Origin of the sequence: Rhizobium sp. 1399 (assembly GCF_031455475.1) — a bacterium.
Taxonomy (GTDB): domain Bacteria; phylum Pseudomonadota; class Alphaproteobacteria; order Rhizobiales; family Rhizobiaceae; genus Rhizobium.
In genome coordinates this window covers 158,415-178,460 of the sequence record NZ_JAVDSU010000009.1, presented here as the reverse complement: position 1 = coordinate 178,460, position 20,046 = coordinate 158,415, and the positions used below count along the sequence as shown (strand labels likewise).

Annotated in this window: 20 protein-coding genes, 1 pseudogene and 1 riboswitch; of the genes and pseudogenes, 12 read left to right on the top strand and 9 right to left on the bottom strand. The window is 61.4% G+C overall.

Going from position 1 to position 20,046, the window contains the following annotated elements; all coding sequences use genetic code 11:
• Positions 1 to 109: 109 nt before the first annotated feature.
• From J2X71_RS25740 to J2X71_RS25725, 4 genes are all read right to left on the bottom strand, one after another.
• Positions 110 to 907: a class I SAM-dependent methyltransferase gene (locus J2X71_RS25740; protein ID WP_310386513.1), complete on the bottom strand. Its 798-nt coding sequence runs from the start codon at positions 905 to 907 to the stop codon at positions 110 to 112.
• A 343-nt stretch (positions 908 to 1,250) separates the two neighbouring features.
• Entirely contained in the window at positions 1,251 to 1,973 is a 723-nt protein-coding gene (locus J2X71_RS25735) for a DUF6892 domain-containing protein (RefSeq protein ID WP_310386511.1), read from the bottom strand.
• Positions 1,974 to 2,127: 154 nt separating this feature from the next.
• Positions 2,128 to 2,313, bottom strand: a complete 186-nt coding sequence (locus J2X71_RS25730; RefSeq protein ID WP_310386510.1) for a hypothetical protein — start codon at positions 2,311 to 2,313, stop codon at positions 2,128 to 2,130.
• A 166-nt stretch (positions 2,314 to 2,479) separates the two neighbouring features.
• The gene (locus tag J2X71_RS25725) at positions 2,480 to 3,424 is read right to left on the bottom strand and encodes an AEC family transporter (protein WP_310386508.1); all 945 of its coding nucleotides are present in this window, start codon (positions 3,422 to 3,424) and stop codon (positions 2,480 to 2,482) included.
• A gap of 96 nt (positions 3,425 to 3,520) precedes the next feature.
• Here J2X71_RS25725 and J2X71_RS25720 point away from each other — a divergent pair, with 96 nt between their 5' ends.
• Complete coding sequence (locus J2X71_RS25720; RefSeq protein WP_310386506.1) at positions 3,521 to 4,411, top strand: LysR family transcriptional regulator; 891 nt, start codon at positions 3,521 to 3,523, stop codon at positions 4,409 to 4,411.
• Positions 4,412 to 4,524: 113 nt separating this feature from the next.
• On the opposite strand, the gene J2X71_RS25715 is transcribed toward J2X71_RS25720, so the two are convergent.
• Positions 4,525 to 5,469, bottom strand: a complete 945-nt coding sequence (locus tag J2X71_RS25715; protein WP_310386504.1) for a DUF3616 domain-containing protein — start codon at positions 5,467 to 5,469, stop codon at positions 4,525 to 4,527.
• A 518-nt stretch (positions 5,470 to 5,987) separates the two neighbouring features.
• Positions 5,988 to 8,615, bottom strand: coding sequence for an AAA family ATPase (locus J2X71_RS25710; protein ID WP_310386502.1), 2,628 nt, complete (start codon positions 8,613 to 8,615; stop codon positions 5,988 to 5,990).
• Positions 8,616 to 8,768: 153 nt separating this feature from the next.
• Here J2X71_RS25710 and J2X71_RS25705 point away from each other — a divergent pair, with 153 nt between their 5' ends.
• From J2X71_RS25705 to J2X71_RS25680, 6 genes are all read left to right on the top strand, one after another.
• On the top strand, positions 8,769 to 9,056 hold the full coding sequence (locus tag J2X71_RS25705) for a DUF4242 domain-containing protein (protein WP_310386499.1): 288 nt from the start codon (positions 8,769 to 8,771) through the stop codon (positions 9,054 to 9,056).
• Between the two features lie 490 nt (positions 9,057 to 9,546).
• The gene (locus J2X71_RS25700; protein WP_113324795.1) at positions 9,547 to 9,921 is read left to right on the top strand and encodes a hypothetical protein; all 375 of its coding nucleotides are present in this window, start codon (positions 9,547 to 9,549) and stop codon (positions 9,919 to 9,921) included.
• A gap of 69 nt (positions 9,922 to 9,990) precedes the next feature.
• On the top strand, positions 9,991 to 10,707 hold the full coding sequence (locus J2X71_RS25695) for an SDR family oxidoreductase (RefSeq protein ID WP_310386496.1): 717 nt from the start codon (positions 9,991 to 9,993) through the stop codon (positions 10,705 to 10,707).
• Between the two features lie 102 nt (positions 10,708 to 10,809).
• Positions 10,810 to 11,271 (top strand): MarR family transcriptional regulator, encoded by a 462-nt coding sequence (locus J2X71_RS25690; RefSeq protein WP_310386494.1) that lies wholly within the window; start codon positions 10,810 to 10,812, stop codon positions 11,269 to 11,271.
• 84 nt (positions 11,272 to 11,355) lie between these two features.
• Positions 11,356 to 11,417, top strand: a riboswitch (Fluoride riboswitch).
• 76 nt (positions 11,418 to 11,493) lie between these two features.
• A complete protein-coding gene (crcB, locus tag J2X71_RS25685; RefSeq protein WP_310386492.1) occupies positions 11,494 to 11,925 on the top strand; it encodes a fluoride efflux transporter CrcB in 432 nt (143 codons plus the stop codon).
• Positions 11,926 to 12,037: 112 nt separating this feature from the next.
• Positions 12,038 to 12,469: a GNAT family N-acetyltransferase gene (locus J2X71_RS25680; RefSeq protein WP_310386490.1), complete on the top strand. Its 432-nt coding sequence runs from the start codon at positions 12,038 to 12,040 to the stop codon at positions 12,467 to 12,469.
• Positions 12,470 to 12,738: 269 nt separating this feature from the next.
• Here J2X71_RS25680 and J2X71_RS25675 read toward each other — a convergent pair whose 3' ends face one another.
• Together J2X71_RS25675 and J2X71_RS25670 are read right to left on the bottom strand one after the other, a co-directional pair.
• A complete protein-coding gene (locus J2X71_RS25675; RefSeq protein ID WP_310386488.1) occupies positions 12,739 to 13,821 on the bottom strand; it encodes a MerR family transcriptional regulator in 1,083 nt (360 codons plus the stop codon).
• A gap of 314 nt (positions 13,822 to 14,135) precedes the next feature.
• Positions 14,136 to 14,828 (bottom strand): hypothetical protein, encoded by a 693-nt coding sequence (locus J2X71_RS25670; RefSeq protein ID WP_310386486.1) that lies wholly within the window; start codon positions 14,826 to 14,828, stop codon positions 14,136 to 14,138.
• A gap of 260 nt (positions 14,829 to 15,088) precedes the next feature.
• On the opposite strand from J2X71_RS25670, the gene J2X71_RS25665 reads away from it, so the two are divergent.
• The 3 genes and pseudogenes from J2X71_RS25665 to J2X71_RS25655 all read left to right on the top strand — a co-directional run.
• Positions 15,089 to 15,847: an SDR family oxidoreductase gene (locus J2X71_RS25665; RefSeq protein ID WP_113324787.1), complete on the top strand. Its 759-nt coding sequence runs from the start codon at positions 15,089 to 15,091 to the stop codon at positions 15,845 to 15,847.
• 154 nt (positions 15,848 to 16,001) lie between these two features.
• Positions 16,002 to 16,328 carry a hypothetical protein gene (locus J2X71_RS25660; protein WP_113324786.1) on the top strand — a complete coding sequence of 109 codons (327 nt, stop codon included), beginning with the start codon at positions 16,002 to 16,004 and terminating at the stop codon, positions 16,326 to 16,328.
• Between the two features lie 68 nt (positions 16,329 to 16,396).
• Positions 16,397 to 16,654, top strand: a pseudogene (locus J2X71_RS25655) (SDR family oxidoreductase); the annotation flags it as partial.
• Here J2X71_RS25655 and J2X71_RS25650 read toward each other — a convergent pair.
• Entirely contained in the window at positions 16,575 to 17,642 is a 1,068-nt protein-coding gene (locus J2X71_RS25650) for a DUF4375 domain-containing protein (protein ID WP_310386483.1), read from the bottom strand. The pseudogene J2X71_RS25655 and the gene J2X71_RS25650 overlap by 80 nt on opposite strands.
• 147 nt (positions 17,643 to 17,789) lie before the next feature.
• Between J2X71_RS25650 and J2X71_RS25645 the strand changes: the two genes are divergently transcribed.
• Together J2X71_RS25645 and J2X71_RS25640 are read left to right on the top strand one after the other, a co-directional pair.
• A complete protein-coding gene (locus J2X71_RS25645) occupies positions 17,790 to 18,254 on the top strand; it encodes a hypothetical protein (RefSeq protein WP_310386481.1) in 465 nt (154 codons plus the stop codon).
• A 340-nt stretch (positions 18,255 to 18,594) separates the two neighbouring features.
• Positions 18,595 to 20,007 (top strand): DUF1254 domain-containing protein, encoded by a 1,413-nt coding sequence (locus J2X71_RS25640; RefSeq protein WP_310386479.1) that lies wholly within the window; start codon positions 18,595 to 18,597, stop codon positions 20,005 to 20,007.
• The last annotated feature ends 39 nt before the right edge of the window (positions 20,008 to 20,046 follow it).

Here is a 20,046-nt window from a genome sequence, read left to right as displayed (position 1 = left end):
TGGTTGTTAGGGTGAAGTGGGGCGATACCTTCATCGGTTTGGCCGTGATGAACGCGGACAAAAGACCCCGCCCCAAACCCCACAAGGGGGCCTTCGACAGTGCAGCCTTTTACCCTACCTTGCGGCCGATAAATAAGCCCGTCTCCTTGCCCACCTCAAGCACGCCGCCGCCCGCACGGAAAGCCTCTGATATCGCCGCCCGAAACGCCGCAAGCTCCGCCTCATCAGCCCGATCGCCCGGCGGATAGGAGGTCAGCGCCAGGAACACGTCTTCCGGCTCGGTTATTCGCATGTGCGCCGGATGCTCGCTCATGATGACATTGCCAAACTGCGCCTGCATCAGCCGCTCCGCCGTCTCGTAGCCGAAGGCCGCACCCGCAGGGTCGTATGGCGGGCTGCCGAACACTGTGGTCAGCGCATACATGCCGCGCATGTTGCCGGCGCCATTGGTCGTCACCGCGAGGTGACCGCCCGGCTTCAGCACGCGGTGCATTTCGGCAAGCGCCTGCGCCTGATCGGCCACATGGTAGAGCATGTGCATGGCGATGACGGTGTCGAAGGAGCCGTCCTCGAAGGGCAGGGCGGTTGCGTCGGCCTGCTGGCCGGTGACGCGGGCAAAGGAGAGCGGGTGGCAGCGCTCGAGCGCTTCCTGCAGCATGCCGGGGGAGAGATCGGCAAGCGTGAGGTCGAGATCGTCGGGCAGTTCGTTTGCCACGGAAGCCCAGAACCAGGCGGGACCACAGCCAATGTCCAGCACGCGATCGCCCGGTTTGAGGGGAAGCTGCCGCGCCACCCAGGGAAACCAGCCGGTTTCGGCAATTGTATATTCCCGGTTCAGGCGCCCGCGCGCGGCAAGTTTTTTGCTGTCGCTATATTGTTGCTCATTGCCTGTGGTGATCGATGACATGATCGGCCCTGCTTCCCTCAATGCCGGCTGGAATGAATACGGCAGCTGATCCTGCATCTTTGCGGCGTGGCGGGCAATTACGATATCCGGCTTTTGAGGTGTCGAATTGGCCGGTGTCGATGATGCGGCCCGCCCGCAGACGGGTCTGTGACAAACAAGTCGTCGGCGGAATGGTTGTCGCTATTGTCGGCAGCTGCTAGGTCACCCTCCAACCATCGCCCGGCCTCGAAGGAGAAACAGTGAAGAACCCGATCTTTCTCGTCATCATGTGCGCCTTCATCTTGGTGGCGATCGCCGGCCTTGCGATCAGCTCCGCCCGGCTGATCGGCCTGTTCTAACCAGCTCATTGATAGGCCGGCGGCTCTCCCTGATCGCTTGATATCCAGTGAACCCAGACCGACACGCCGCGTGCCTTCAGCCTCTCCATCACATGCCGGGCCGGACTGCCCGGCGTCATCACATCGCGATAGATATCGTCATCATAGATCTTCACGCCGCGCAGAGCGGGCATGTCGAGCAGCGCGGGCAGGTTGGCGAGATCGACACCGAGGGTGAGATATTGCAGCTTCAGCGGTGGTTTCAGCGTTTCGAGATCGACGAAGCGGACCATCGAGGTGAGATCGAGCGCGGTGATATTGGGGCAGTTGGCGATACCAGCCATGCTGGCGACATCGAAGCTGTCATCTTCGCCGCTCCAGAATTTCCAGATGTAGGAATAGATGGTGTTGCCGCCGTCGAAATAGAGCGTGTCCACCTGGTCCAGCATCTCCCGCGTCAGCGGATAGCGCTCCAGATAGGTGCGCACCGGCAGGAGCGGATGATGGCCCTCAGTGTCGAGATCGACGGCGCGGCCGAGCACATGGCCTGCCAGTTCCTCACGTGTGCCGAGATTGAGAATGCCCTTGTCCATCATCACGGACATGACGACGAGCTTGAGATTGGGATCGCCGAAGGGCGCGCCCGGCTCTCCCGAAGGTTCGGGATAAAAGGCGGCGCGGGTCGTTTTCGCCGTGCCAAGCATGGTTGCGGCCGTTGCGCCGACCAGCAGATTGCGTCTTCGGATCATGCCGCCTCATGCACCAGGGATCGGATCTCCGCGACAGAAGCTAGTGCAGCCGGTGGATGAAAAAAGGTGGGCTACCGCACATTAGCCAGGTGAAATCTGCGCGCGCTGAATGGAGTGTCAGGCCTGCTCCCGAATGCCTGATGTTGCCGGGCGATTACCGGAAACGCGGTTCGCGGCGGGCGTTGTGCAGAAGTTCACTGGCGGTGGCGAAAGCGCCGAAGAGCTGCAGCAGCCGCTTCTCCTCCTTGCCGTCGATCCGGTGTCGGGTGCAGAACTCAGTAACGGACCAGACCTTGGTCAGGGCATCATGATCGACATCTGCAGGCTCTACGCGTTCCATGGCTGCATCCTCCCTGACCAAAGATACCGCCACGCTCTGAAATGGCGACTAACGAAAAGTGATTAGTCAGGGACATGCTGCAACGCCGCGCCGGTTCAAGAGGCGGGATATGGATAAACTGCTGCGCCGATTTCTTGGGCTCTGAGATGGATGGTGCCGCCAGTTCCTATACCCGCCCCGCCAGCGCCAGATAGGTCGAAATCGTCAGCACGGAAAGCACTGTCGAGGTAAGCACGACGCGGCCCGTGAGGCTTGCCTCGCGGCCGTAGAATTCCGCCAGCATGAAGGGGCCTGTGCCTGTCGGCAGCGCTGCGAGCAGCACGGCGGTATGGGTCGCAGCCGGCGGCAGGTTGAGGAGCGGTGCGGCGATCAGCCAGGTGACGGCGGGCTGGGCGATCAGCTTCAGGCCGACGAGAATGCTGGCTGTGGTCGCCCGGGCGCCCGCTTCGCCAGCCTTGGTGCCGGCCAGAAACAGGCCGAGCGCGATTAGCGCGCAGGGGGAGGCTGCCCCGCCCAAGAGCTTCAGGAAGGCATGGATGGGGGCTGGGAGCGCCACACCCGAGAGCATGACCAGCGCGCCGAGCACGGGGGCGACCAACAGCGGATTTTTCGCCAGCGAACGCGCCGTCTTGAGCGCGATATCTCGCCGCCGGGTTTCGGATTGCAGCCCGCCTTCGATCAGGATGATGGCGACGGCGAAGAGTACGCAGACGGTGAGGATGGTCGAGATCAGCGTCGGTGCCATGCCGGTGTCGCCGATCAGTGACAGGACGAGCGGAAAGCCGATGAAACCGGTGTTGGCATAGCTCGCATTCAGCCCGTCTATCGCGGCATCCGCCAGATGCCGGCCCCTGGCGACGCGCCAGAAGAGCGTGGCCCCGAAGATGACGGCGCAGCCGGCGGTAAACGCCAGGATGAAGCCCGGCTGCCAGATCTCGGCGGGTTTGGCATTGGCCATAATATCGAAGAGGAGCGCGGGCAAAGCGAGATAGACGACCAGCCGGTTGACCTCGCGCGTGGCATTTTCGCTGAGCGCCCCGGTCTTGCGGGCGATCCAGCCGGCAAGGATGAGGGCGAAGATCGGCAGGACAATCGAAAGGTTCGTCAGCATGGGCAAGTCTCACTTGAGGGCGATGATTGCCTAGCGCCTGAGATCGAGATAATCCAATGTCATCTGCAATGCTGATTGATACTTCTGGGGTATCGAATGGACACACGCCATATGCGCTATTTCGTGGCGCTGGCCGAAACGCTGCATTTCGGCCATGCGGCTGCGCGCATGAACATGAGCCAGCCGCCCTTCAGCCGGCAGATATCAGGGATCGAAAAGACGCTCGGCGTGCGGCTCGTCGAACGCAATTCGCGCAATGTGGCGCTGACGCCGGCCGGCCGGCATTTCCTGGCCGATTGCCGCACCGTGCTTGAACGCTTCGATGCTGCCTGCCGCGATGTGCAACTGGTCGCCAGCGGCATGAAGGGTGAGTTGAAGCTCGGTTTCATGATGCATGCCGCCCATAGCGTCATCCCGGCGTTGGTGCGGCTTTATTCGCAGGCGCGTCCGGATGTGCGGCTGATCCTGGAGGAGCGCATACCCACCGATATCGAGGAGATGCTCACCGAAGGCAAACTCGATGCCGCCGTCACCTTCGGCGGCGGTCCCGCACCGCATCTGCGCACGCTGCTGCTTGCCCGTGACCGGCTGTGCCTGATCGTGCCGTCAGGCCACCCACTGGCCGAGGCCGAAACCATCGGGCCGGAGTCGCTTGCGGGCGAAAAACTGATCGCCGCGCCCGCAACCGTGGCGCCAACACTGCGCTCGGCGATCAGCCTCTATTGCGCTGCCGGCGGCGTCATCCCGCATTTTGCCTTCGAGCCGCGCCTGCAGCACACGATCATCCGGCTGGTGCAGGAGGGGCTGGGCGTGGCGCTGATCCCGCAATCGCTTTGCAGCGATCTGGCGGAGGGCGTGGTGTACCGGCGGCTCGACAATGCGCCGGAATTCGATGTCGTGCTCTGCGCCTCGCGCACGGCGAAGAACCCGGCTGTGCCGCAGTTGTTCGAGGTGGCAGCCGGCGCGGGTGTCGAGGGGCGGGTGTGATGGCGTTTACGGTCCCAGACCCTCACCGGGCGACGGGGACCTGTTCTTAGCCCAAGGCGGCGTTGATCACGCTCGGCACGCATTTGCCTTGCCGGATCAAACGTTGCCGAAACTCAGAATTTCAGGTCGACGGTGGGAAAGAAGGCGTCCTTCGGCGGATCCTTGTCGGCGCATTCCACGCCCTTGATCAGCGCGCCGCCGCTATCGCTGAGGATTTCGCCCTCCTGATCGTTCCAGACCACGATTGCTTCCGGCGTCATCCCCTTGAAATCAACTTCCGGACCGGGCGTTACCCGGCCTTCCTTATTTCCATCCCACCAGAAAAGCTTTGGTGGCGGGTTGCCGCCATCTGGCTCGGAGCCTGCAAGGACGAGATATCGGTTGCCGACCAGCGCGATGTCACGCACGCCGCGGCCGGTCGTTCCCGGTCCATCGGAGAGGTCCATCATGACGGGAGGGGTAATTTGCGCAGATCCCACGTCGCCGGTACCCAGTTTGACCAGTTGCATCGGATTGGCGAGTTCGAGCACAATGGCGCGATTATCGGATAACGGTCCCCGCAGGCCGATCAGGAGATGCCCTTCGGGTGTCGCTGCCAGACCTTCGATGTTGAGATGGGTCTTCAAACTGTCTTCGCTGCTGCCGAGTGCTGCGGCCATGTCCGCACGAAGATTGCGATAGACTTCGCCGGAATTGGACAATGTCCCGTCGGCGGATACGGCGGTTGCCAACAGTTCCTTGCGCTTTTTCTTGTCTTCCCCACTGCTGTTGAGCGAATGGGATGTGAGCCAGAAAATCGTGTCGCCGACACGGGCGCTGCCTTCGATGTCAGTTACATCATCGACAGCGAATTTTGTCACCGGTTTCGGCTTTCCCCGCTGATAGATCATGATCGCGGAGAAATCGTCGCTTGCGACGGCCACATGAGACTTATCGACCAAGGCTGCGGCCGAGGCCTCGCAAATGCCTCGGTACGCGTGGTGCGCGGCATTGGCTGTCAGCGGACCAACGAGTGAGGAGAACACGGCCAAGAGGATCACGCGGCTGCTATTGCTCATGCGACAAGCGCCCGTCTCGATGCGCAACCTCCCGGTGAGGTGGCAATATGCAAGTAAACTATCGCAGAAGGTGCGCGTCAAGATAATTTTAGTAATAAATCATATGTAGTCCATTTTGCGTGGTTATATAAATTTATAGTAGTCTGTTTTTCAGGAATAAAATTCATCTTCATGGATTTGTTTTGCAGAATGTTTCGGTCAGTCAGCTTTGATGGTCTATGAATGTGCGGATCCGATACTTTTATTCTCTAATGGATTTCACCTGTTCTTTCGGGTCCCGGCAGCAACGGGTCAGGGCTGAAAACTGAAGCTGTGCCGAGTGACACCCCCTCTGTCCTGCCGGACATCTCCCCCACAAGGGTGGAGATCGACAAGCGGCCTGACCTTCGCCCCTCTCTACCGTTTCGCCGGCCGCAACGCTGATAATTTGAGGAAACCTGCGCTCCTAGCCAATCTCCCTCCTTGTGGGGGAGATGCCCGGCAGAGCAGAGGGGGTGTCCCGCGCGCTGTGGCTCACCTTATCCCAGCAGCCCCAGCCTCCGCCCCTCGGCAGCGGCCTGTCCCCTCGATTTTGCGCTCAGCTTGGCAAGGATCGAGGAAATATGATGATCCACCGTCTTGGCCGATACGAAGAGGCGCGCGCCGATCTCGGCATTCGAGCGACCCTCGTCGATCAGGCGCAGCACGTCCATTTCCCGTGTCGTGAGGCCGGCGGCGTTGGCCTGGGTGCTGGCCCGTGGGCCGCGCGTCGCAAGCCGGCCGCTGCGCCTGCGGATCAGGTCCTTCACGTGGGTGATAACGGCAGTGGCGCCGAGGGCTTCCAGCGTCGTCAGGGCGCGGTAGAGCGCGTCATTATCGCCGTCGAGCAGGGCAAGGGCGGCGAGATAGGGCGCGCGGCGGTCGGTCCAGATATCGGCGGCCTCCTGCCAACGGCCGTTGAGCATGGCGATGACGGCGGCGTCGCCGCTGGAGTCCTCAGGCGCAAGGCCGGTTTCATCCAGAATATGCGCCCAGAAGCCGATCATCGAGCCGGCGGCGTCGTCGCTGCAGAGGGAAGCGGCCTGCCGCAGGCCGGCGAGCGCTTCCTCCCGGTCGCAGAGGCCGAGCCAGGCGCGTTCGGCCACCAGCGCGGCATGGGCGGACAGGCGTTGGAATTCGAAGGTGTTTTCGAGGAATTTCGCCATTTCCTGCAGCAGTTCGCCTGATGTCTCGCCTCGGCGCGTTCTGAGCGTCGCCAGTGCCACGAGCGAGGGGTATCGGGAGAGCGCGGGGGCATTCTGGTTGTCGACCACGGCCTGCGCTGCTGCGGCTGCCTCCTCCCAGCGGCCGAGGAAGGTCAGTAGTTCCGCGAGCTCGCCGCGCATATAGTCGCGCCAGGTATCGAGGTCATGCTCGATGCAATAGGCAATGCCGCGCGCCAGCACATTTTCGGCGGCATCGACCGCGTGGAGCTGGATTTCCACCCACGCGCGGTTGGTGAAGGCGCGGGCCGCATGCTCCTGGAAGCCATGGTCGAGGGCGATTGCAAGCGCCTGATCGAGCGTTTGCCGGGCGCGCTCCGGCTCCCGCCAGCAGATGGCGGTGCCGACATTGTTCAGCGCATGACAGAGGACCTCGGGCCTGGCGATATCGTCCGATGTCATGAGCGCGATGGCGCGCTCGCCGTAGAGGGTTGCGGTCTCGGCATCGCCCGCCAGCATGCCGAGCTGCGAGAGGTTGGAATAGCCCATGGCGAGCTCGGCCGGGCTTGCTGCCTGCTCCAGCACCTCAACAGCCTCGCGGCCGAAGGCATCGGCGCCCTTGCGGTCTCCGGCGAGATAGCTCAGCCGCGACAGCCAGCGCAGGTTGTCGCCGACATGCCTGATATCGCCGAGCGCCCGATAGAGCGCAAGCGCGCTGGTCTGGGCGGCGATGGCCCGTTCCATCTGGCCGGTCAGGTGGCATTCGAAGGCATAGCCCTCGTAGAGGCAGGCGCGCTTCGCATCGCTTAACTCGCCGGCATGGACGAGCGCCAGCTCGTAATGGCGCATCGCCTGCCGGTGGGCGCCGAGCCTGCCGGCCTCGGCTGCGGCCTTCGGGGCGAGCTCCGAGATCGCGCTCATGTCCTGCGCCTCATTGGCATGGTGGACCATGCGCGCGACCGAGGCCTCGGCACGGTTGCGGAAATAGGCAAGCGCCTTTTCATGCAGCGCCCGACGGCGCAAAGGCGGCAGCGATTGCTCGACAGCCTGCCTGGCGATCTCATGGCGGAACATGAAGAGATTGCCCCCCGGGCCATTACTTGCGGGCATCAGAAGTCCGCAGGCCGTGCAGGCTTCAAGCGAGGCGCGGGCATCGCTGCCGCAGATCGCCTCGATCAATTCAGACGCAAAGGCATCGGGCGAGGTGGAGGCGGCCCAGAGCGCCTCCCTGTCAGCCTCGTCAAGGATATCGGCCCGCGCCAGCACGGCATCGCGGATGGTTGTCGGCAGATGGTCGCGGCTGAGTGGCGGCAGGCAATCGCTGCCGGCGCAATCCACGAGCTCGCTGACGAAATAGGCATTGCCGCCGGTGGCGCTGAAGATCGCCTCGCCATCGAGCCCCTTCCGGTCCGCAAGCTCCAGCACGGCGGCTTTCGACAGCGGCGGGACAGTGATGCGCAGCCAGTGGGCGGGGGGAATATCGGCGAGCAGCCGCCTGAGCCGCGTCTGGCCCGGCGTATCGTCATTCCGCGCGGTTGCGACCAGCAGCAGGCACGTGTGGCGGATGCGGCGGCCGATATAGCGGATGAGGTTCAGCGTGGCGTCGTCGGCCCAGTGAATATCCTCGATGACGAGCAATGTCGGCTGGAGCGCCTCGGTCAGGAGATCGAGCACTTCGGAGAAGAGGGTGATCCAGTTGCCGCTGGAAGCCCTTGTCAGCGTCCAGCGGGCTTGCCGGGCAATATCGCGCCAGGGCCCGAGCGGCTCGGCCGTACCGAAATTCTCGCAGGCGCCGGAGAGAACGCGGGTACCCTCAGGCACGGCGCCGGCGAAGGCTGCGGCGAGGGAGGATTTCCCCGCACCTGCTTCCCCTTCGAGAAGTACGACCCTGCCATTGCCGTTGGCGGCCTCGCGCAACAACGACTGAAGATGATCGAGATTGGGGGCGCGCTCGATTAGTCGCATGGCGGATTATTGCCAGCATCGTTGCCGGCTGGGAATAGGAACGTGCCAAAATAGGGCGGCGAGCGCCAGAAAATGGGGAGATATCCCGATGCGCCGACCCCGGCATCGGCCTAGCGTCGGTCTCGTCAACAAGGATGCGAACAGGAGGTCGCCATGCCCAGATATCTTATCGAACGCAACATTCCCGGTGCAAGCAAGCTCACCTCGGAAGACCTGTGCAACATTTCCGCAAAGTCGAACCAGGTCGTGGCCGGCCTCGACCGGCCCTATACATGGATCACCAGCTATGTCGCCGGCGACAAGATCTACTGCGTGCATGAGGCCGACAGCGCCGAAACCGTCTACCGCCACGCCCGGGAAGGCGGCTTCCCGGCAGACCTGGTGAGCGAGATCGCCTCGGAATTTGGACCCCAGACGGCTCGGCAGACCGCCCGCGCATGAGTTACCACGCCGGCCGCAACGCGAGGGGCGGCGGCCGGCGCTCACCTCGTTCCCTCCTCGGGTAAGGCTGGGGAGGGAATGGGGGGACGGGAGAATTATTTGAACGACCGGGCTGATGGTCGACGCTTTGGACCCGGACGATACCTGACAGTTTTTATTGCGTCGTGTGTTTTGTTGTTTTGATCTCGGGCGTCCTTGCAGGGGCGAGGGGGACATCCCTGAGAATGCCGAGGTCGTGTTGGATCTCCTTCTCCCGGCGGGAGTTTGAAGGACGGATCGAGACCCGTGGCTCGACAACGGTCAGGTGAGCCGAAGGCCGTACACATCTTCGAATCCTTTCTCTACCTCTTTCCTTCCATCGATCCCCCATCATCTCAGAGGTCAGCGTTCAATCTTGACGAAAAGAGCATATGCTCCTACGTTTACCTTAATAGGAGCATATGCTCTTATTTGACCGCAAAACCGCATCAGCACGTAAAAGCAGGAAACCATGTCACACGATAAACATGACCGTCATCCCTTTCTGGACGACCTGACCGCCGACGCCGAGCTCGTCAGCTCCGTGCTGCGCGGACCCGTTGTCGGCCGCGACGAGATCACGCTCGCCGTCAATACCGTCGGCACCTTCTATGCCTTGCAGACGCCGACCTTCTTCGAGGTCGTCGGCTCTCGGCTCTTCCTCGAATATGAAGCCGTTCTGGTGAGCGGTGAAAAATTGACCGCGGCTGTCATCGTCGATCGCAACCCGGACGGATCCGTGCCGCACGTCAGCGTACGCATGAGCCCGCTCGGCTCCGTCCTGTCGCTTGCCGCCGGCCTGCGAGAGGCGCTCTCGGCAAAACTGCCGGAGCATTTATTTCTCTGAATCGCAGTCACCCGCCGGACCGGGCGTGCAGAATGCCGCCTGATCCCGCCTTTTCAAAGGATATGAGCCATGGATATCGCTAACAGCACAGTCTTCATCACCGGCGCCAATCGCGGCCTCGGCCTTGCCTTCGCACGTGAGGCCCGCCGCCGCGGGGTAGCCAAAATCTATGCTGGCATGCGCAACACCGCTGGCTTCAATGAGCCCGATATCATCCCGATCAGGATCGACGTCACGGACAAGGCATCGATCGCCGCCGCTGCCGGACTCGCCGCCGATACGACGCTGCTGATCAACAATGCCGGCATCGCAGAGCTGATCGACGGCCCCCTGTCTGGTGATGTCGAAGAACAGTCGCAGCGTCTCTTCGACGTCAACTATCATGGCGTCGTGCGTGTCACCCGGGCCTTCGAGCCGATCCTTTCGGCGCAGCCACAGGCAGCCATCATCAATGTCCTCTCCGATATCGTCTGGCTTCCGCGCCCAATCCTTACCCCTTACGCGGCATCGAAGGCTGCGGCCTGGAGCTACACGAACCAGCTTCGCTTTCACCTGCGCGAGAAAGGCATCCAGGTGCTCGGCCTGCATGTCGGCTTCGTCGATACGGATCTGACCGATGGCATCGACGTGCCGAAGGCAAGTCCGCAGGATGTGGTGCGCCAGACCTATGACGCGCTTGCCGCCGGCAGGAGCGAAGTCATGGCCGATCGCGGCACGACCGTGCTGAAGAGCACGCTTTCGGCCGACGTGCCTGGCTACATCACACCGCCGGAAGGCGTCATCTGACGCCGGCTATCGCGACGATGCCATTGAACCATTATCGGCGCGGAGCTTTTCTGAGGGCCGCGCCCATGGCACCTATGAGGCGGGAATCGAAAGGAATATGCGATGTTGTTGGCCGACCAGCCGCTTGGGATCGATCAGTGCACCTGTTCTGCCATGAGAAAGGCAAGCCGCCAGATCACCAGGCTTTACGACAGCCACCTCGAACCAGTCGGCCTGCGCATTACCCAGTTCCTGATGTTGGCTGCCCTGGAGGAAGCCGGCGGTGCCACCGTGAACACGCTTGCCGAACGGCTGGATATCGAACGGACGGCCATGGGCAAGATGCTGGGCTTCCTTGAACGCGACGGCTTTGTCGCGATCAGTCCGTCGCCCGCCGACGGCCGGGTGCGGATCGTCAAAATCACCGACGAAGGCCGGCGGCTGCACAAGAAGGCAGAGCCGCTCTGGGAAGCGGCGCAACGTGAATTTGAAGAGCTGAATGGGGCTGCGAATATCGCGGCGTTGCGTCAGGGGCTGAGGGATGTCGTCGTTGGGGAATTGGTGGCGGACGCCACGAGGGAATGAATTTTCAGGTGCGGGTGTGTCTCCCTCGACGATGGAGAGGCTGACACTCACCCTTGCCAGCCCGCCGCAGCCCACGCTATACATCCCGGCGATGGGGATGGAGTGCCCCCGAAACCGCCCACAAGGCTGATGACTCCTACCGTGTTTAACCGCGGTGGGAATCTGTCCGGAGCCCGCCGCAAGGCGGGTTTTTTATTGCCCGCCCGAGATTTTGGAGCGAGCATGTCCTTCTATACTTGCCTTATCGTCATGGCCGGCGGTGCGCTCGGCACCTTCGCCCGCTATGCCGTATCGATCATCGCCATGCCGATCAGCCGGGATCTGCCCTGGGGCACTGTGATCATCAATGTCACGGGCTCGCTGATCATCGGCCTGTTCAGCACGCTGACGCTCGCCAATGGCCGGTTTCCGGCCTCGGACAATATGCGCCTCTTCGTGATAATCGGGCTCTGCGGCGGCTACACGACCTTCTCCTCCTTCAGCCTGCAGACACTCGACCTGCTGCGCTCGGGCGCGGCGGTCAGGGCCTGCATCAATGTCGCGGCTTCCGTCGTGCTCTGCATCGGGGCGGTGGCACTCGGGCATCTGATCGCGACGCGGATCAATGGCGGGGTTCCGCAGGTGGCGCAGACGGCGATCGAGGAGCAGGCTTGAGGTGGGATCGTCTGCGGACCAAAGACTCCAAAAAGTTTATCGCCGGGGCTGCGAGGATAAGTACTCCAGGGTAAACACACCTTGCAGCAACAAGACACGAGGCGAGCGGGCGATGAAGATGCAGCTCCTACAGGTGCAGGACAGAAACCAGTGGCAGGACTATCACGCGATCAGGCGTCACGTTCTCTTCGAACTGCGCGGCCAGTCTGACTATGATGAGATGCATCCGGACGAGCATCGAGAAAATCACTTTCCCCTGCTGTTCATCTGCGACGATGTCCCCGTTGGCACCGTCCGGCTGGATATCGGGCCTGTGCACGCCGACCCCGGAACCGTACGGCTCGTCGCGATCGTTCCGCAGTATCAGCGGCAAGGAATTGGTAGGGCCATGATGCACGCGCTTGAACGACTTGCCGCCGAGAAAGGCCTTACGCGGCTGGAGGTTCATGCCGCACCGGATGCCGTGGCCTTCTACAAAAAGCTCGGATGGCTCCTCGTCGATGTGGACAGAGCCACTCCGCTCCTTACAAAGCAAATTTCCTGACATGGCTGCAGCAAAGCCGACGTCTGCGCAAGGCGAAATGCGCTCCATGGCGCGAATCTGAAATCGGGTAGCTGCCGCACGCGAGATTTCTTGCGCTCGGCAACGCCAAAATGCTGGCGTAGCTTTGGGTATCGACGCCAACCCTAACCTCCCTCATTCCTGTTTCCTCGTGCTGACACGAGGGCACAGAGATGAGGGAGGTGGAGGAGAGGGCGGTGCCACTAGTTAGTCCCTCCCTTGCACGGAGGGGTCGTCACGAAACGCCTCCGTCACAGCGCCGGTCGAATAAACATCCCGCCGAATCTTCCGTCTGCCGCCAGCGCGAAGCTCCATTCGAGATTACCGTTTTCGAAGGTCACGTCGTAAACATCCCAGCCTTCCGCCGTCACGCCCTTGAAGGATATGTCCCTGAGCGGCCCCATTCGATCGAGGTCGGCCTTGATCATGGCGGATTGTTCGCGAGCTGCGGCGGCGAGCGGCGGGCTCATCCGCTCATAGTCGGGTTCGCCGCGTTGGTGCTCTTCGATGACCCGCTCCAGCAGTGCCCTGCTGTTTTCCACCGGTCGCTTGTCGCGGATGCGCGCGGCAAGCGCCTCTTCCAGATCGGTCGCGGCGCGTTCGTCCATGCGGGATGCTTCCAGTTCATAGCCGTTCTGGTGCAGCACGAGGCCGGTGACAGCGCCGCTTTCGTCGCGGGTAAAGGTGATCTGCGCCTGAACCGCCTTGTAGAAGAAGCGGTCGATATCTTCGGCGAAGATTTCGAGCTCCGGCTGGCCGGTCAGCCGCGTGAAGAGCCGCCCGTCGCGCAGGCCCACCACATAGGCCGACGTGCCCAGATGATAGTGGCCGGCATAATCGGCATAGAGGGCAGGGTCGATCTTCTGTTCGGTGCGCGGCCGTGCCTGCTCATAGCGGCGCCAGGCGATGGCATCGGCTGAGGTGTCGGTCATGTTCGTGTCCTTTGCGAGCTTCAGCAGTTCATCGATCGAAAGAATGTCGCCTGCGGCCATCTTCGCCCGCAGCGCGTCGATGACGGCGAGGCTGCGTTGCGTGCGGGTCAGCTGGTCCTGCAATGCGAGGTTCTGCATGGCGAGCATGCGGTCGAGATCGGTCGCGTGGCCGGCGAGCAGCCGGGCGATGTCCTGCAGGCTGAGCCCCAGCCGCTTCAGAGCCAGGATCTCGGTGAGCCGCGCAATTTCCCTGGTGCCATAGAGCCGCCAGTTCTTTCCCGTGCGCGGCGGCCGGATGAGGCCGGCCTCTTCATAGAGCCTCAGCGCACGCACCGTCATGCCGATCCGCTCGGCACATTGCGCTGCCGTCAGCCAGCTCTGTTTTCCTGTTTCGGCGTCCATCAAGCCTCCCGCGATATCTCGGAACCCTTCTAAGCTATGACGCTGGGTCCGGCTCAAGAGGTTTTTCGCGGGTTTTTTCGGTTTCGGCTTGATGCTTATTGCAGGCGGCTGAGAAGTCGCTCGGAACCGGGCCACAGCATCGGCCCGAAAATCGGAATCGATCTTTGGAAGCCTGATGCGTCGATTCAAAGAGTTGGAGCGTCGGTGCGGCGAATGGCGCAATGCAGGGGGAAAGAGATTATTCTGCCCATGGGAAAACCCATGACAGGTGCAATCGATCCGCCGGGTATGCCGCCCGGCGGATCGAGCGGCCGTTAATTCCCTGTCGAGGTCGGGGCGGAGTAAGACAGGGATTCACGGATCTGGTCGATTTTGCCGTCGGCGTCACCGACGCCGAGGATGGTCTTGGCCTCGCCGAGGACTTCCGGGCTCACTTCGCCGCTGCGCGTTGCGGAAGCCAGCGCATCCTCCAGTGCCGCATCGCCGAGGACCGGATCGTCGACGGAAGGCTCGATGCCGTTGTCGAGTTCAAACTGGGCATAGGCAACCGCGTAGGCAGCGATCGCGGTCATCTTCGGATCGGACGTGTGCAGATAGGCCTTGTAGCTGCGGTTGAGAGAGTTCAGGCCCTTGAGCTCGGAGGCCAGGTTCTTTTGCTTGATATCGGCTGCGGCGTTTTTCGCGGATAGTGACTTCACCTTCGCCTCACCGGATTTGCCCTTCGCTCCGCTCCCGGATTTCGAACCGTCGCGCAGTGATTTGCCGGTCTGGGAGCTGCCGGTCTGGTGGCCGCGATTTTCGTGACTGCCGCTTTGTCCGCCACCGTTGCCGCCGCCATTGCTGCTGCCGCCACCGCCGCCGTTGCCTCCGCCATTACCGCCGCCGTTGCCGCCACCGTTTCCTCCGCCCTTTGCCATGGCGGCACTGTCGAAGCCGGTGATCGCCAGCGGGCTGGAAGCCATGATCATCGAAAGTGCGGCTATGGACGCAAGAGTTGCGATACGCATCCGGGTCTCCTCGCAGGATAATTCATCGAAAGTCGCGGGATAGCCGACTCGGGAAGGCGGCCATCACGATCACGATGTTAGGTGCGAAATGCGGAGCGTGCATCGGACCGAGGTCCGGCATCCGCCGGACTATGGTCCTAGAGAGCGGGAGATGGTTAACAGGCCTCGCGGCCGGCCGGCAGGTTGCCGATCCGGAATCGGGTGGCCGCCGCTTCTCATATTTCCTACCCCTCCATGACCACGAAACAGGAGGTTTGGACATGGAACTGGAAGACAAGGTCATCATTATCTCCGGCGCAAGCAGCGGCATCGGAGCGGCCGCCGCCCGGCTGTTTGCGGCCAAGGGCGCGAAGCTCGTGCTCGGTGCACGGCGGGCGCAGAACCTCGACACGCTGGTTTCCGAGATCACTGAAAGCGGCGGCACGGCGGTGTCTCTGGCCGGTGATGTGCGCGAAGGAGCTTACGCGCAGGGCCTCGTCGACCGGGCGCTCGATGCCTATGGCCGGCTCGACGGCGCTTTCAACAATGCCGGGATCGTCGGCGAGATGGGCGCCTTTGCCGAGATGAGTGCGGCCAATTGGGAGGCTGTGATTTCCACCAACCTGACGAGCGCGTTCCTTGCGCTGAAGGCGCAGTTGCCGGTGATGAAAGCGCAACGCAGCGGCTCGATCGTCTTCACCTCGTCCTTCGTCGGATACAGCAATGGCGGTTTGCCCGGCATGGGGGCTTATGCGGCCTCCAAGGCGGGCTTGATCGGCCTCGTACAATCGGTCGCCGCCGATTACGCGGCCGATGGCATCAGGATCAACAGCCTGTTGCCGGGGGGAACCATCACGCCGGCGGGCGGCGAGAATAACCCTGAATTCCTCGACTATATATCGAGCCTGCATCCGATGAAGCGGATGGCCGCGGCGCAGGAAATTGCGCAGGCGGCACTCTTCCTGCTGTCGGACCAATCGAGCTTCATGACCGGCAGCCCGATGATCGTCGATGGCGGCATGTCGGTTCGGCTGCTTTAGCAGAAGTGGCCTCGGGCGATGTTGCGCCGCCCGAGGCGCGGAATTTCGCGGCCGTCCCGGAGGGTCACGTCCCAGAGGGTCACCGGCGCTTCACGCCGCACTCGATTCCTGACATATTTGCAGGGAGACAGCCAACCGTCGTGGATATTGCGTCATGAACTCGCAGACACGTGAAAAAAGCACCATGCGCGCACCTACCGGGTCCGTTACAGGGCTTTGCTCTGCGTCCGCCACCATGTTTGCAGTCGGGATGGCCTTTCTGGGTTACTGGGGGGTCTATGAACAGGGGACTTGGCGTGCAATCGATTATCTTGTGATGATTGTTGCTGTCATCGGATTTGCGGCACTTGGCTGCGTGCCCTGGATTGTGACCACACCTGTCGCGGAGGATGAGGCAGACAAAGTCGTCGTCGCCAGGCGAGCGATGGCACTGGGAACGGCGTTAATCTGGATGGCCGTCTGTATTACCGTATTTGCCTGAGTTGCCCTGTGTGACCCCAACCGCAAAATGGATTCATTTGAAGCGATAGGGCCCTAACCGCCGGCGGCGAGAATAATCCTGAATTCCTCGACTATATTTCGAGCCTGTATCCGATGAAGCGGATGGCTGCGGCGCAAGAAATTGCGCATGCGGCGCTCTTCCTGCTGTCGGACCAATCGAGCTTCATGACCGGCAGCCCGATGATCATTGATGGTTCGGCTGCTTTAGGGGTGGGGTGGTTCTGCTCTATCGCGGCAGCAGATTTTCACGCTTGGCGAGCGCGATCAGGGCAGGCGTTATCTCTCCGTCGTCGACCTCATAGGTGAGGGCAGAAAGTGCCTCGTCCCATGCGCCCCATTCGCCGCCAAAATTCAGCACCCGCCGCTTCTGCATGTCGGTTGGATAGGGCTTGCTGAACATGTCGATGCCGCGCTCGATAACATCGGCATGTGTGGTCAAGCCGAGTTCGCGCAAGGCGACTGCGACATCGGGGGCATAACCGCCGGACGAATTGAAGAAGAATTGATGGACGCCGCCATTCAGCATCTCGGCGTTGAAATAATCGACGACGTAGATCTGCTTCAGCGCTTTTGGAAGGCGATCGATCTCGGCGTCCTCCATCGCATTGAGTTTTCCCGTCAGGTAGCTGAGCCGGTCTTCGTCACCGATCTCAGCGCGCGCCTTGGCGGACCATTCGACGAGATCAGGTGTACGCTCGACATAACTGCCGATGGCGCCCGGAAGCTCAGTCATCTCGCCGAAGGCGGCATCGAGCGCGGCAAAATCGGCGTCCTCACTTTTGGCTGCGAGGTCGCGCACTGCGGCAAAGGCCTGCGCCTGCCGCGTCAGGCCGGCCGCTGTCAGCGCCTGCAGCACCGCATCCGCGTTGCGTGCCGGGTCTGATTTTTTGCTCATCTCGGTCATCTCGTGCAGCGTGTCGTCGCTGACGGACTGGCCCTGGGCGACCAGCAGTTTTTTGGCCTCCTCCTGGATCTTGCGCGCCTCGGCAATCGTGGTGAAGAAGCGATGCAACTCGCCGCCCGGCACCACATAATGCAGGTATGAGAGCCAGAAGAGGTTACGCACGTCAGGCTCCAGCCTGCCGATATCGGCCAGTATCGGCCCCTTGTCGTCATCATATTTCACCCGCATGATCTGTGGCAGGAAGGTCGTCTCGATGACGAATTCGGTGGACATGGTCGTCAGAGCCTGCAAATCGCGCGCCTCCGGTTGCGTTTGATCGGATGCCGCCGAAGCTTTCGCCACGATCGCGCTGGTGAACAGAGCGGCAAGCAAAAGACTGGCATATTTCATGGATATTTTTTCCCGTGGCGCGGGTAAATTTGGCGGAGCATTTGCAGAGTTCAAGCCCGTCGGGCGCGCAAGGGAGGAGAAGGATGAATATCCCGTGACCGATCTATGGCGGTAGGGGCTCACCGCATCATGATGAGGAAGTTTCGCTTGGAGTACACTGAACAGATGGCGCTCAGGAGGAATGTTCTTAGTTTTGTAGTCGCGATCACAGTTGTTTTTGTTTTCACGAACGCTGGCCTTGGGCAGATCGCCGTTCAGTCCTCCAATGCCTTGGCGACTGCCAATGATCGGAGTACCGGAGTCATGGTTCGAGGCATCGAAGCCGATGATCTTCGCAGCCTTAACCTTTGGACTGGTGTGGCATCGGCCGATTTTGCCGCAGGTCGTCATGCCGTTATCGGCCGGCAGGTGGCCGATGCGCTTGCCGTCAAGGTCGGTGATCAGTTCCTTCTGATTGATCCTCAAGGCACGCGGACTGCGTTTGGTGTTGCGCCAAGAACGGCGACCTTTAAGGTCGCCGCAGTCATAGAGCTCGCGCCATCTGCCGAGGCGACCATCACCGTTTACGTCTCGCGCAGAGGTCTGGAGGAGCTATCCGGCGGTGCACCTTGATGTGAACTGGATATCAGCCACCGGAAGCAATCGCAGGGCGGTGCCTTCTCTAATCGGCGTGTCGAGGTCAAGCTCTTTTCGAGCTTCGCGGGCCGGTTCCGGCGGGGGAGTGAAATCGAAAAATGGCTCGTCGCCCGCAATCGACCCATAGCGGCCAATCGTCGCCCATTGATCCGGCGGCCAACCATCGTCTCGTTGTCGGCCTGAAATGCGCCCTCCGGCGCTAGGACGACAAGTCATAAGCGAATTCGGCATTGTTTATTACTGTAACGTACTTGCGCATTCGCGATTCAGGCGCACCATCCTCCCTCACGATTAGTATTGAGAGGGAGGAAATACCATGAACATAACAAAACGCGATTTCACGAAGGGCATGATTCTGGCTGCGGGGTTTGCGGGGTTCGGCTCCGCGACGGGTCAAGCTGCGGACGCCATTGAGGCTGAAGCGCGTGCCATCGCCAAGGAGGCCTATATTTACGGCTTCCCGATGGTCGACAACTACCGCGTCCAGCACGCTTATTTCGTTGACGCCAAGAACCCCGAATACAAGGGACCCTGGAACCAGCTCGTCAATATCCCGCGTGTCTATACGCCAGCCGACACGGCGATCCAGACACCCAACTCGGATACGCCCTACTCGATGATCGGCATGGACTTGCGTGCCGAGCCGATGGTGCTGACGGTGCCGCCAATCGAGAAAAACCGCTATTTCAGCATTCAGTTGATCGACGCGTACACCTTCAACTTCGACTACATCGGCAGCCGTGCGACTGGCAACGATGGCGGGAGCTTCCTCATCGCCGGACCCGGCTGGAAGGGCGAGACGCCACAGGGCATCAAGAAGGTCTTCACCTCGGAAACCGAGCTTATCATCGCAGCCTATCGTACGCAGCTTTTCAACCCGGAGGATCTCGACAACGTCAAGAAAATCCAGGCCGAATACAAGGCTGAGCCGCTTTCCAAATTCCTCGGCCAGCCCGCGCCAGAAGCCGCTCCCGTGATCGATTTCATCAAGCCGCTGACACCGGACGAAGAGAAGACCTCACCCGAGTTTTTCAACATCCTGAACTTCATCCTGCAGTTCTGCCCGACCGATCCGTCCGAGACCGAGCTGATGGCGCGTTTTGCCAAGATCGGGGTCGGCGCAGGCAAGACCTTCGATGCGAACACGCTTTCACCCGAAATGAAAAACGCCATCGAGCAGGGAATGGCCGACGCCTGGGCCGATCTCGCTGCTTTGCGCAAACGCGTTGACGCTGGCGAAGTGACCTCCGGCGATATGTTTGGCACACGCGAGTACCTGAAGAACAACTACCTCTACCGCATGGCGGCTGCTGTGCTTGGTATCTACGGCAACTCCAAGCAGGAGGCGATGTATCCGATATATGCCGTCGATTCCGATGGGAAGAAACTTGACGGGGCAAACAAGTACACCGTGCACTTCGCGCCTGACATGCTGCCGCCGGTCAACGCCTTCTGGTCGCTGACCATGTATAACCTGCCGCAGAGCCTGCTCGTCGCCAACCCGATCAACCGTTACCTGCTCAATTCGCCAATGCTGCCGCAGTTTGTCAAGGATGCCGATGGCGGGTTGACATTCTACGTCCAGAACGAATCCCCCGGCAAGGACAAGGAAGCCAACTGGCTGCCTGCGCCCAAAGGACCCTTCTTCATTGCGATGCGCCTCTACTGGCCGAAGCAAGAGGCACTCGACGGTACGTGGAAGCAGCCGCCGATGACGCCGACGGCATAGGAAAACAAATCACGGAACTGTTGCCAAAGCGGTCTTCCC

Coding starts and splice junctions, on each gene's coding strand:
- J2X71_RS25740 (WP_310386513.1), bottom strand. CDS start 907: ATGTCATCGATCACCACAGGCAATGAGCAACAATATAGCGACAGCAAA.
- J2X71_RS25735 (WP_310386511.1), bottom strand. CDS start 1,973: ATGATCCGAAGACGCAATCTGCTGGTCGGCGCAACGGCCGCAACCATG.
- J2X71_RS25730 (WP_310386510.1), bottom strand. CDS start 2,313: ATGGAACGCGTAGAGCCTGCAGATGTCGATCATGATGCCCTGACCAAG.
- J2X71_RS25725 (WP_310386508.1), bottom strand. CDS start 3,424: ATGCTGACGAACCTTTCGATTGTCCTGCCGATCTTCGCCCTCATCCTT.
- J2X71_RS25720 (WP_310386506.1), top strand. CDS start 3,521: ATGGACACACGCCATATGCGCTATTTCGTGGCGCTGGCCGAAACGCTG.
- J2X71_RS25715 (WP_310386504.1), bottom strand. CDS start 5,469: ATGAGCAATAGCAGCCGCGTGATCCTCTTGGCCGTGTTCTCCTCACTC.
- J2X71_RS25710 (WP_310386502.1), bottom strand. CDS start 8,615: ATGCGACTAATCGAGCGCGCCCCCAATCTCGATCATCTTCAGTCGTTG.
- J2X71_RS25705 (WP_310386499.1), top strand. CDS start 8,769: ATGCCCAGATATCTTATCGAACGCAACATTCCCGGTGCAAGCAAGCTC.
- J2X71_RS25700 (WP_113324795.1), top strand. CDS start 9,547: ATGTCACACGATAAACATGACCGTCATCCCTTTCTGGACGACCTGACC.
- J2X71_RS25695 (WP_310386496.1), top strand. CDS start 9,991: ATGGATATCGCTAACAGCACAGTCTTCATCACCGGCGCCAATCGCGGC.
- J2X71_RS25690 (WP_310386494.1), top strand. CDS start 10,810: ATGTTGTTGGCCGACCAGCCGCTTGGGATCGATCAGTGCACCTGTTCT.
- crcB (WP_310386492.1), top strand. CDS start 11,494: ATGTCCTTCTATACTTGCCTTATCGTCATGGCCGGCGGTGCGCTCGGC.
- J2X71_RS25680 (WP_310386490.1), top strand. CDS start 12,038: ATGAAGATGCAGCTCCTACAGGTGCAGGACAGAAACCAGTGGCAGGAC.
- J2X71_RS25675 (WP_310386488.1), bottom strand. CDS start 13,821: ATGGACGCCGAAACAGGAAAACAGAGCTGGCTGACGGCAGCGCAATGT.
- J2X71_RS25670 (WP_310386486.1), bottom strand. CDS start 14,828: ATGCGTATCGCAACTCTTGCGTCCATAGCCGCACTTTCGATGATCATG.
- J2X71_RS25665 (WP_113324787.1), top strand. CDS start 15,089: ATGGAACTGGAAGACAAGGTCATCATTATCTCCGGCGCAAGCAGCGGC.
- J2X71_RS25660 (WP_113324786.1), top strand. CDS start 16,002: ATGAACTCGCAGACACGTGAAAAAAGCACCATGCGCGCACCTACCGGG.
- J2X71_RS25650 (WP_310386483.1), bottom strand. CDS start 17,642: ATGAAATATGCCAGTCTTTTGCTTGCCGCTCTGTTCACCAGCGCGATC.
- J2X71_RS25640 (WP_310386479.1), top strand. CDS start 18,595: ATGAACATAACAAAACGCGATTTCACGAAGGGCATGATTCTGGCTGCG.